At 65.0% G+C, this 8,814-nt stretch carries 17 protein-coding genes; all 17 read right to left on the bottom strand.

All coding sequences use genetic code 11. The features are described from left to right. Positions 1-2: 2 nt before the first annotated feature. Genes ATJ93_RS07595 through ATJ93_RS07515 form a run of 17 tightly spaced genes read right to left on the bottom strand, consistent with a single transcriptional unit; the run spans position 3 to position 8,814 of the window. Positions 3-536 (bottom strand): 50S ribosomal protein L6, encoded by a 534-nt coding sequence (locus ATJ93_RS07595; protein WP_120244047.1) that lies wholly within the window; start codon positions 534-536, stop codon positions 3-5. 2 nt (positions 537-538) lie between these two features. Then, entirely contained in the window at positions 539-931 is a 393-nt protein-coding gene (locus ATJ93_RS07590; RefSeq protein WP_120244046.1) for a 30S ribosomal protein S8, read from the bottom strand. A gap of 1 nt (position 932) precedes the next feature. Next, a complete protein-coding gene (locus tag ATJ93_RS07585; RefSeq protein WP_013878554.1) occupies positions 933-1,139 on the bottom strand; it encodes a 30S ribosomal protein S14 in 207 nt (68 codons plus the stop codon). Further along, positions 1,132-1,674, bottom strand: coding sequence for a 50S ribosomal protein L5 (locus ATJ93_RS07580; protein WP_120244045.1), 543 nt, complete (start codon positions 1,672-1,674; stop codon positions 1,132-1,134). Before ATJ93_RS07580 ends, ATJ93_RS07585 begins: the two co-directional genes overlap by 8 nt. Next, positions 1,671-2,372 carry a 30S ribosomal protein S4e gene (locus tag ATJ93_RS07575; protein ID WP_120244044.1) on the bottom strand — a complete coding sequence of 234 codons (702 nt, stop codon included), beginning with the start codon at positions 2,370-2,372 and terminating at the stop codon, positions 1,671-1,673. Before ATJ93_RS07575 ends, ATJ93_RS07580 begins: the two co-directional genes overlap by 4 nt. Continuing rightward, complete coding sequence (rplX, locus tag ATJ93_RS07570; RefSeq protein ID WP_120244043.1) at positions 2,369-2,737, bottom strand: 50S ribosomal protein L24; 369 nt, start codon at positions 2,735-2,737, stop codon at positions 2,369-2,371. The genes ATJ93_RS07575 and rplX overlap by 4 nt, the downstream gene beginning before the upstream one ends. A gap of 4 nt (positions 2,738-2,741) precedes the next feature. Next, complete coding sequence (locus ATJ93_RS07565; protein WP_004213668.1) at positions 2,742-3,140, bottom strand: 50S ribosomal protein L14; 399 nt, start codon at positions 3,138-3,140, stop codon at positions 2,742-2,744. After that, the gene (locus tag ATJ93_RS07560) at positions 3,140-3,571 is read right to left on the bottom strand and encodes a 30S ribosomal protein S17 (protein WP_120244042.1); all 432 of its coding nucleotides are present in this window, start codon (positions 3,569-3,571) and stop codon (positions 3,140-3,142) included. Before ATJ93_RS07560 ends, ATJ93_RS07565 begins: the two co-directional genes overlap by 1 nt. Beyond that, positions 3,556-3,963, bottom strand: a complete 408-nt coding sequence (locus ATJ93_RS07555; RefSeq protein WP_120244041.1) for a ribonuclease P protein component 1 — start codon at positions 3,961-3,963, stop codon at positions 3,556-3,558. Before ATJ93_RS07555 ends, ATJ93_RS07560 begins: the two co-directional genes overlap by 16 nt. 7 nt (positions 3,964-3,970) lie before the next feature. Then, positions 3,971-4,192, bottom strand: a complete 222-nt coding sequence (rpmC, locus tag ATJ93_RS07550) for a 50S ribosomal protein L29 (RefSeq protein ID WP_049989625.1) — start codon at positions 4,190-4,192, stop codon at positions 3,971-3,973. Next, on the bottom strand, positions 4,192-5,145 hold the full coding sequence (locus ATJ93_RS07545) for a 30S ribosomal protein S3 (RefSeq protein ID WP_120244040.1): 954 nt from the start codon (positions 5,143-5,145) through the stop codon (positions 4,192-4,194). Before ATJ93_RS07545 ends, rpmC begins: the two co-directional genes overlap by 1 nt. After that, on the bottom strand, positions 5,145-5,633 hold the full coding sequence (locus ATJ93_RS07540) for a 50S ribosomal protein L22 (RefSeq protein ID WP_120244039.1): 489 nt from the start codon (positions 5,631-5,633) through the stop codon (positions 5,145-5,147). Before ATJ93_RS07540 ends, ATJ93_RS07545 begins: the two co-directional genes overlap by 1 nt. A 7-nt stretch (positions 5,634-5,640) precedes the next feature. Then, complete coding sequence (locus tag ATJ93_RS07535) at positions 5,641-6,066, bottom strand: 30S ribosomal protein S19 (RefSeq protein WP_120244038.1); 426 nt, start codon at positions 6,064-6,066, stop codon at positions 5,641-5,643. Beyond that, on the bottom strand, positions 6,063-6,791 hold the full coding sequence (locus ATJ93_RS07530) for a 50S ribosomal protein L2 (protein WP_245977563.1): 729 nt from the start codon (positions 6,789-6,791) through the stop codon (positions 6,063-6,065). The genes ATJ93_RS07535 and ATJ93_RS07530 overlap by 4 nt, the downstream gene beginning before the upstream one ends. Further along, a complete protein-coding gene (locus ATJ93_RS07525) occupies positions 6,788-7,042 on the bottom strand; it encodes a 50S ribosomal protein L23 (RefSeq protein ID WP_120244036.1) in 255 nt (84 codons plus the stop codon). Before ATJ93_RS07525 ends, ATJ93_RS07530 begins: the two co-directional genes overlap by 4 nt. Next, on the bottom strand, positions 7,039-7,791 hold the full coding sequence (gene rpl4p / locus ATJ93_RS07520; RefSeq protein ID WP_120244035.1) for a 50S ribosomal protein L4: 753 nt from the start codon (positions 7,789-7,791) through the stop codon (positions 7,039-7,041). Before rpl4p ends, ATJ93_RS07525 begins: the two co-directional genes overlap by 4 nt. A 3-nt stretch (positions 7,792-7,794) precedes the next feature. After that, on the bottom strand, positions 7,795-8,814 hold the full coding sequence (locus ATJ93_RS07515; protein ID WP_120244034.1) for a 50S ribosomal protein L3: 1,020 nt from the start codon (positions 8,812-8,814) through the stop codon (positions 7,795-7,797).

Raw genomic sequence — 8,814 nt, 5'->3', positions numbered from 1 at the left:
TATCAGGCACCTCCTTTGGCGGGTTTGTTGGTGATGTAGACCCCGTCCTGGAAGACGCGGGTGTCCTTGCCGCTGACGCGAGTCAGCTGCTCGATGTCGGCTGCCGTCTGCCCGACGTCCTCCTTGTCGGGACCCGAGAGGACGAGCTGCTCGTCGTCGACGGTAACCTCGGTATCACCGTGGATAGTCGTACGTCGCGGTGCCTTTTCGCCGAGGAAGTTCTCGATGACGACGTCGTCGCCGTCCACGCGGACCTGCATCGGGAAGTGAGAGTAGAAGACTTCCATCTCGTACTCCCAGCCCTCGGTCACGCCGTGGAAGGCGTTCGTGATGTGGCTCTCGAAGGTACCGACGGTCGCGTTGGTCTTCGCGTCCTCGGACTCGCTTTCGATCACCACACTGTCGTCTTCCACGTCGACGCTCACGTCGGGGTACCAGAGGCGGCGGGTGACGCTGCCTTCCGGACCGTCGACGGTCACGTCGAGGTGGTCGATCTCGACGGTTACGTTGTCAGGGATTTCCAGTTCGACTCGCATTGTTAGTAGACGTATGCGATCACCTGGCCCCCAATACCCTGCTCACGAGCCTCGTAGTGGCTCATGATGCCGCTGCTCGTCGTCACGACGAGCGCGCCGAAGTCTCGAGCGGGGAGGAATCGCTTCTCCCACTTCTCGAACTCGTCGGCGCCGGCGCTGTAGCGGGGCTTGACGGGGCCGCACTCGTTGATCGCTCCTTTCAGTTCGACCTCGAACCGACCGGCTTTGCCGTCATCGACGTACTCGAAGCCGTCGATGTACCCGCGGTCGTAGAAGACCTCGAGTACGCTGCCGATCTCGTTCGAGGCGGGCGTTACCTCGTGGGTCAGATGGCCCACGCTTTCGGCGTTGTCGATGCCCGAAAGCGCGTTGCTGAGTGGATCGTTCCCAGTCATGTTATCGATACTTCTTGAAGCCCATGTCACGAGCGATCTCGCGGAAGCACTGCCGACAGAGGTTGATGTCGTACTTCCCGACGAGACCCTGTTTGCGACCGCAGCGCTGGCAGGCTTCTTCCTGCCCCGTGCGCTTTGCGGCGTGCTCGCCCGTGCTGAGGGCGTCGGTTTCGGTTTCAGTTTCGGCTTCGGTTTCGCTTTCACTCATCTGCGGATCCCTCCACGGTGACGTCGAAGGTCGACTCGAGGAACGCGACGGCGTCCTCGGGGTTCAGTCGGTGTTTCGATGGGATCGGGCGCGTCGCCTTGTCGCGCTTGGAGACGCGGTAGCCCGGACGCACCAGGTTGACGGTGACGTCCAGTCCGAAGATCCCGACGTTCGGATCGTACTCCTGGCTCGGGAAGTCGGTGTGTTCCTCGATCCCGAAGCTGAAGTTACCCGTGTCGTCGAACTGGCTGGCCGAGAGGTCGGCCAGCGGGAGGGCCGTCTCGAGGAACTCGTGGGCGTCGTCGCCACGAAGGGTAACCTTCGTGCCGATCGGGTCGCCCTGGCGAATGCCGAAGTCGGGTTCGGTCTTCTTCGCCTGGGTCCGGACGCTTTCCTGTCCGGTGATCTCCTCGATGATGTCCTCCGCGCGGCCGAGTTCGCGACCACCCTGACCGACGCCCATGTGGACGACGACCTTCTCGACGCGGGGTTCCCGCATCTCGTGGAAGTCGGCTTCCGAGTCAGCCTCGCTCATTCGTCATCACCCGTGAAGTTCTCGTCGATCACGACGACGTACTCCTCGATGGTCTCGAAGCCGCCGTCCTCGGTGTCGACGGTGACGGTGTTCGAGCCGCTGCCGGGAGTCACGTCGATCGTCTCGACTTCGCCGATCTTCCCGCCGTGGTTGCCACGGATCGCGGTGACGAGCGCACCTTCCTCGTAGGGGAAGTGCGCGACGATCGACTTGTCGTCGTTGTCGATGACGATCGAGTCGTTGCTGCTGTACTCGGCGCCGTCCTCGACGAGGACGTTAGTCCCGTCGTGCAGCGTCAGCTGCGTATCGCCGCCGGGAACCTGTTGCTTGTTGTCGATCTTGCCGAGGCGGCTTTCCGCGGCCTCGGCGTCGATCTCGGTCAGCGCGAGCCGACCGCCCTCGTCGGGGAAGACGCGGTAGTACTCCTCGCGGCCGGGGAAGGCGATGATGTCGAAGATGCCGATCGGACGCTGTTCGTCGTTGATCGGCTGCCCGTTGACGAGGATCGCGTCCTCGGAGAGGGCGTATCGCGCTTCCTTCGTCGAGTCGACGTAGCCGAGTACGTCCCGCAGCAGGACGACGAGCGGGACGCCCTCCTCACCGTGGGGGCCGGCGCCGGCCTTGACGGTGAAGGTGTCGGTCTTGCGCTCGACCGGCCAGGTCTTCGGGACCGAAAGTCGTTTCTGGTGTTTCGTCATTCGTTATCACCTTCCGATTCGCCCTCGAGGCGCGCCTCGCGGCGCTCGTCCTCGAGGTCGAGCTCCGTGATCCGGACGTTCGAGGGGTCGAGCGGCCGGGGCACTTCCTCGCCGTCGGCCGTCTCGACCGTCACGTCCTCGACGTGAATGACGCCGTCCTCGAGGATGGCACGGATGACCTCGCCTTCTTCGCCGGCGTGGTCGCCGCGCATGACCTCGACCCGGTCGCCCGCGTTGACGCGGGTGCGACGGGTATCGTACTCCTCGCGGAGGTCGTCGGACAGCGTCGCGTGGAGCTGTTTCTGCCGCTTGTGCAGCGGTGCTCGCTCCGTCTGCGTTCGCTGTTTGTGTGGTTGCTTCGTCATTGTTCTATACGATCATCGTCGCGGTGGAGGCGATCGCGCCGAACCGTTCGGCGACTTCGCGAGCGATCGGGCCCTTGATCTCCGTCCCGCGGGGCTCCTCGTTCTCGTCGATGATGACCGCCGCGTTGTCCTCGAACTTCAGTCGCGTCCCGTCCGGCCGGCGGATCGACTTCCGCTGGCGAACGATGACGGCCTCGAGGACCTGGCGGCGCATCTCGGGGGTACCCTTCGTCACGGAGACCGTGACCTTGTCACCGAGACCCGCCTTCGGCTGGCGGTTCTTGGTGCCGTGGTAGCCCGAGACGCTGATGACTTTCAGCTCGCGTGCGCCGGTGTTGTCGGCACACGTGACCAGCGAGCCCTTCTTGAGCCCCTGGGTCACGTCGGCTTTCATCGCTTCCATTATTCTTCACCCTCCTCGGTCGCGAAGTCCTCGGCCGACAGCTCCGGCTCAGGCTCGGCCTGGCCGGTGAGGTCGGCGACGTCCTCCGCGGTTGCCTCTTCGGTTACTTCGACGACCACGTGCGATTTGGTCTTCGACAGTGGTCGGGTCTCTGCGATCTTGACCGTGTCACCGACCGAGAGCGGCTCGAGCACGCCCGGCACGTGAGCCGGGATGCGCGAGCGACGCTTCATGTACCGGTCGTACTTCGGTACAGCCACGTCGTACTCTCGCTCGACGACCACGGTCTTCTCCATGTCCGTCGACACGACGGTCCCCTCGAGGACTTGGCCTCGAACGGAGAGCTCGCCGTAGAACGGACACTTCTCGTAGTCGTATTCCTCCGGGTTTTCTGGTTCCGGAGGGGTTTCAACGTCTAGTCCAATTGCCATGGTGAATCACCATTCGTTTCCGTGCGTCGGGCGGGTCGTGAGAGCAAGCGCGATCCATCGACCGTAACGTAGGCCGCGCCCTCGCCGGCTCGTTCCTCCGCACCGTTTCCGGCGGCAGAGGGTTGAGTGTCGGCCAGTTTGGACGCGGTCCCCGACCCCTTGGCGGAGTCGGCGGCGTCATCTGTGATCGCGAACTCGAACGTCGAGCCCGATTTCGGCACCGTGACGACCCGAGACTCGCCGTCGTCGCGAATCTCTATCGAGAGCGTCTTCGTCGTCTCGATCACGACACGGCCGGCTATCCCGACCCGCGAGTCGTCGGTACTCTCGACGACGCGGACCGGCAGGCCGTTGAGTTCGTGTCGCGGCAGGGTCTCGGGTGTCAGTGCCATGTTATCGTTATTCGTCCGCTTCGTCCTCGAGGTCGCCTTCCTCGCGCTGGACCGTCTTGATCCGCGCGATGGTGCGACGCAGTTCGCCGATGCGGCCCGGGTTCTCCGGGGCGCCACCGGCGGCGAGGACGGACTTCGCGTTCAGCAGTTCGGTCTCGAGTTCCTCGAGTTCCTCCTGCCGTTCGGCAGGGGTCATGTCGCGGATCTCTTCGACGTGGAGAATCGCCATTAGGCGTCACCTCCCTCGTCGTCCTCGTCGTCGGATTCGGCTTCCATCTCCTCGACGAGTTCTTCGGCTTCCGCTTCGACGTCTTCCTCGAGTTCGTCGAGTTCTTCCTCGACGTCCTCGTCGCCTTCGGGGACCTCGACTTCTTCGAAGTCCTCGTCGGCCTCGGCGTCGACTTCCTCTTCGATGACTTCCTCGACGACCTCTTCGTCGACTTCGGCCTCGTCGGAGGGTGCCTCAGGCTCGGACGCCTCGGTCTCGGCTTCGGCGTCTGCCTCTTCGGGTTCGCCCTCGAGGAGTTCCTCGACGCCTTCGGCCTCGTTGGCCTCGACGGCCTCCGGGACGAGTTCTTCGGGGTCGACGTCCTCGCTGACCTCGAAGTCGTCGGGGAGTTCGGCTCCCGGCGGGATGATCTTGACCGTGACGCCGATCGTCCCGAGCTTCATGACGGCCGTCGCCTGGCCCTCGTCGACGATCTCCTCGGCGGGTTCGCCGTTGTGCTTGATGTAGCCGCGGTTGAACTTCTCAACGCGCGAGCGGGCGCCCGTGACCTTCCCGGAGAGGACGATCTCGGCGCCGAGCGCGCCGGCTTCCATGATCCGGTCGATCGTCGTGTGACCGGCCTTACGGAAGTACCAGCCGCGCTCGAGAGCGTTGGCCAGCCGGTCGGCCACGATGCGTGCGTTGAGGTCGGGTTCGTCGACCTCCTGCACGTCGACCTGCGGATCCTCGAGGTTGAACTGCTCCTCGAGGGCGGTCGTGACCTTCCGGATGTTCTCGCCGCCTTTACCGATGACCATCCCGGGCTTTTCGGCCTTGAGGACGATCTGGGTGCCCATCGGCGTCTTGGCGACCTCCATGCCACCGTAGCCCGCGCGGCCGAGCTCTTCCTGGAAGAACTCGTCGATCTGGGACCGCTGCAGGCCGTTCTCGATGAATTGTTGTTCGTCAGCCATTAGTTATCACCCTCGTCGGAGTCGTCCTCTGCGTCGGGTTCCGCGACGACGATCTCGACGTCGACCTGCGGCGTGTTCCACGAGGACGCACGCCCCATCGCGCGGGGCTTGCGACCGACCGATTCGCCGACCTTGTGGGCGGCGACGTGGACGATCTCCATCGACTCGCCGTCGAAGCCCTGGTGGTCGGCGTTGGCCGCGACGTTCTCGAGGAGGTCGAGGAACTCGCCGGAGACCTTCTCGGGGTACTTGCCGGCGTCCCAGCCCTCGAGATCGGATCGGTGGCCGGCACCGGCGTTGTGCGACTTAAACGGCACCGACTGCTTCTGGTCGATGACGTCCTGCAGGTACTCCTGCGCGTCGGCGACGGTTCGGCCCTTGAGTTCGCGGGCGACCTCCTTGCTGTGCTTGTGGCTCATGTGACGCTCCCGGAGCATCGCTTTCGCGGTGGAATCCGGGTCCGCGTCGACTGAGTAGTTGATTCCCATGCGTAGATCACTTCAGTGGGACGAACTTCGACGAGCGAGTCGCGCCGATCCCCGCCTGTCCGTGTTCGACGGACGTGCGGGTCAGCTGGAACTCTCCGAGATAGTGTCCGATCATCTCGGGGTCGATGCGGACGCGCTCGAAGGACTGGCCGTTGTAGACCTCGAAGGTCAGTCCGACGAACTCCGGCAGCACCGGCATGTCGCGCAGGTGCGTCCGGATCGGCGCGTTCGCCGTCTCTTCCTCGTCTTTCTCACGGGCCTCCTCGAGAAGCTTCTGCTTCTCGACGGAGAGACCGCGCTGGATACTTCGCCGCTGGCGTGCGGGCAGCAGTTCCGCGACTTCCTCGAGCTCCATGTCCTGCAGCTCGTCGAGCGTGTGACCGCGGTAGGTGAACTCCTCACCTTCGCGGCCGGTTCGGTACTCCTGGCTCATTTGTTCCCACCTCGGCCGGTACGGCGCGAGGAAATGTCACCGACCTTCCGCCCCGGCGGGGCGTCCCGCGAGACGGACTTCGGTTTTCCGGGGTGCTGTCGGCCGCCGCCACCGAACGGGTGGTCGACGGCGTTCATCGCGACACCGCGGACGCGGGGCCACTTGGTCCCGCGCGCTTTCATCTTGTGGTACTTGTTCCCTGCCTTGACCATCGGCTTCTCCGTGCGACCGCCACCGGCGACGACGCCGATAGTGGCGCGGCACTGCGGATCGAGGCGCTTGACCTCGCCGCTGGGGAGCTGAATGACCGCAGCGTTGCGGTCGTGGGTGATCAGGTCCGCGTTGACGCCGGAGGAACGAGCGAACTTGCCGCCATCGCCCGGGTTCGCCTCGACGTTACAGACCGGTACCCCTTCGGGAATCTCCGCGAGCGGGAGCGTGTTGCCCGGCTTGATCTCCGCGGAGACGCCGACCTGAATCTCCTCGCCGACGGCGACGCCCTCGGGAGCGAGGACGAGGCGCTGGTCGCCGTCCTCGAACTCGACGGCCGCGACCGGCGCCGAACGCGCGGGGTCGTGTTCGATGTCCACGACCGTGCCGCGGACGACGTCGTCGTCTTCTTCCTTCTTGTGATCGAGCTTTGCCTTGTATCGGTGCGACGGGGCGCGGAACGTGGAGGTACCGCGACCACGTCGCTGTCCAAGGATGCGTCGTCCCATCGTCAGAACACCCCGATTCGCGAGGCGACTTCTTGGGCGTCGTCGTCCTCGGACAGGCGAACTGTCGCTTTCTTCTTCCCTTTCATCGTTACCTGGGTGTTGATGTTGTCGACGGAGACGTCGAAGCGCTCCTCGACTTCGTCCCGAATCTCGGGCTTGGTGGCGTCAGGGTTGACGACGAACTGGAGCTTGTTCTCGAAGTCCATGTCGTTCATCGCCTTCTCCGTCACGAGCGGGTGCTCGATGATCGAACTCATCGGTCAGCCACCTCCTCGAGAGCGCTTTCGGTCCAGACGGTCAGTCGACCCGGCTGTGCACCGGGCGCGAGATCCTCCGCGTTGACCTCCGCAGCGGTCGTCACGTCGGCACCGGCGAGGTTCCGGGCCGCACGGGACGGACCGGACTCGCTCGAGGTGACGAAGAGGATCGACTTGGGCGTCTTGTACTTGCGTCCGCGGGTCTTCCCGCGACCCGAGCGGATGCTACGGCCTTCGTCGGCGCGTTCGATGTCGTCGGCGAGTCCGGCGGCCTCGAGGAAGGAGACGACCTCCTTCGTCTTCACGAGGTCCTCGAACTCGTCGTCGACGACGACCGGAATCTCGGCGTCGTCGTCGAACTCGTGGCCGCGCTCGGCGACGAGCTCTTCGTCGGTCGTCGCCGCGATCGCGCTGCGGACGGCCAGCTTCTTCTCTTTCGTGTTGATCGATTCGGTCCAGTCCTTCTCGGCCTTCGGCGGGTGGGCCTTGCGTCCCTTGACGGTCTGGGGAACGCGGCGACCGCGTCCGTCCTGTCGCGGGACGTGGGCCATCCCTCGGCCGCTGCCGAACGATTCGGCCGGCGTGCGGAGGCCGGCGAACTCGTCGGCACCGTAGTCCTGTTTTCGGTTTGCCTGGGCGGCGCGTACGGCGCGGGCGATCAGGTCCGGGCGGTAGTTAGTCTCGAAGACCGCCGGGAGCTCGACCGAGCCCGCGTCGTCGCCGTCCAGGTTGCGTACTGTTGCTTCCATATGTTATCCCTGGTTGGATGCGGTGGAGACGTAGCGCACCTCGGGATCGAGGCGCGGCTGGTCTCCGGGTCGGATCGCCGGGCGGAAGCGCACGAGGCGCTGTTCCGGTCCGGGGAGCGAGCCCTTGATCAGCGCGTGCGGTCCGTCGACTTCACCGTAGTTGATGAAGCCGCCGTCGACCGTCGCGTCTGCGCCGTCGCCCATGTCGACGAGGCGCTTGTTCAGTTCCGTCCGCTGGTGGTAGCCGGTCTGGCCCTGTTGGGGGACCGTCGACCGGACGCGGGACGGGTTCCAGGGACCGAGGTTCCCGATGCGGCGGCGCCAGCCCTGCCGGGCGTGCTTGCCCTTGCGTTTCTGGACGCCCCAGCGCTTGACGGGGCCCTGAGTCCCTTTCCCTTTCGTGACACCGCTTGCGTCGACGTACTCGCCGGCGCGGAACACGTCGTTCATGACGTGCTCGCCACCGTCCTCGAGCAGTTCGAGGGCGAAGTCGACGCGTTCCTCGACGGAGCCGCCGCCGACGCGCGTCTCCATCACGTCCGGTTTCTTCTTGGGGACCGAGGGAATCTCGGCCGGAACCGTATGCGTGATGACGCGGACGTCGTCGACGCGGCCCTCCTCGAGGAGACCGCGGAGTTCGTCTTCGGCGGCGTCGGGATCGTAGTCGTCACCGGGGAGGTCGAGGACGCGATCGAGTTCGGAAACGAACTCGTCGGTCCAGACCTCGGTGATCGGCTGCTTCCCGTACGCCGTATCTTCGTACGCTCGCAGGGCGACGGCGCGCATGGGCGGCGTCTCCACGATCGTCACGGGGACGGTCTGTTCCATCCCCTCGGTCGGCGAATTCGACTGGTCGTCGACCATGACGACGTGGGTCATGCCGGCTTTGTAGCCAGCGAAACCCTGGAGCGTCGGCTGTCCTTCGTCGTCCGGCCACGAGTTGAAACGCGGCACCTCCGAGGAGGCGCGCTTCCGTGGACCGAACCCGAGTGAGCCTTTGCGTGGTGCGTTTGATTGTGGCAT

The organism is Halopiger aswanensis, from assembly GCF_003610195.1.
In the GTDB taxonomy this organism is placed as follows: domain Archaea; phylum Halobacteriota; class Halobacteria; order Halobacteriales; family Natrialbaceae; genus Halopiger; species Halopiger aswanensis.
Note: the sequence above shows the minus strand (reverse complement) of the source record. Positions and strands in the feature narration are given on the sequence as shown.

Coding starts and splice junctions, on each gene's coding strand:
- ATJ93_RS07595 (WP_120244047.1), bottom strand. CDS start 536: ATGCGAGTCGAACTGGAAATCCCTGACAACGTAACCGTCGAGATCGAC.
- ATJ93_RS07590 (WP_120244046.1), bottom strand. CDS start 931: ATGACTGGGAACGATCCACTCAGCAACGCGCTTTCGGGCATCGACAAC.
- ATJ93_RS07585 (WP_013878554.1), bottom strand. CDS start 1,139: ATGAGTGAAAGCGAAACCGAAGCCGAAACTGAAACCGAAACCGACGCC.
- ATJ93_RS07580 (WP_120244045.1), bottom strand. CDS start 1,674: ATGAGCGAGGCTGACTCGGAAGCCGACTTCCACGAGATGCGGGAACCC.
- ATJ93_RS07575 (WP_120244044.1), bottom strand. CDS start 2,372: ATGACGAAACACCAGAAACGACTTTCGGTCCCGAAGACCTGGCCGGTC.
- rplX (WP_120244043.1), bottom strand. CDS start 2,737: ATGACGAAGCAACCACACAAACAGCGAACGCAGACGGAGCGAGCACCG.
- ATJ93_RS07565 (WP_004213668.1), bottom strand. CDS start 3,140: ATGGAAGCGATGAAAGCCGACGTGACCCAGGGGCTCAAGAAGGGCTCG.
- ATJ93_RS07560 (WP_120244042.1), bottom strand. CDS start 3,571: ATGGCAATTGGACTAGACGTTGAAACCCCTCCGGAACCAGAAAACCCG.
- ATJ93_RS07555 (WP_120244041.1), bottom strand. CDS start 3,963: ATGGCACTGACACCCGAGACCCTGCCGCGACACGAACTCAACGGCCTG.
- rpmC (WP_049989625.1), bottom strand. CDS start 4,192: ATGGCGATTCTCCACGTCGAAGAGATCCGCGACATGACCCCTGCCGAA.
- ATJ93_RS07545 (WP_120244040.1), bottom strand. CDS start 5,145: ATGGCTGACGAACAACAATTCATCGAGAACGGCCTGCAGCGGTCCCAG.
- ATJ93_RS07540 (WP_120244039.1), bottom strand. CDS start 5,633: ATGGGAATCAACTACTCAGTCGACGCGGACCCGGATTCCACCGCGAAA.
- ATJ93_RS07535 (WP_120244038.1), bottom strand. CDS start 6,066: ATGAGCCAGGAGTACCGAACCGGCCGCGAAGGTGAGGAGTTCACCTAC.
- ATJ93_RS07525 (WP_120244036.1), bottom strand. CDS start 7,042: ATGAGTTCGATCATCGAGCACCCGCTCGTGACGGAGAAGGCGATGAAC.
- rpl4p (WP_120244035.1), bottom strand. CDS start 7,791: ATGGAAGCAACAGTACGCAACCTGGACGGCGACGACGCGGGCTCGGTC.
- ATJ93_RS07515 (WP_120244034.1), bottom strand. CDS start 8,814: ATGCCACAATCAAACGCACCACGCAAAGGCTCACTCGGGTTCGGTCCA.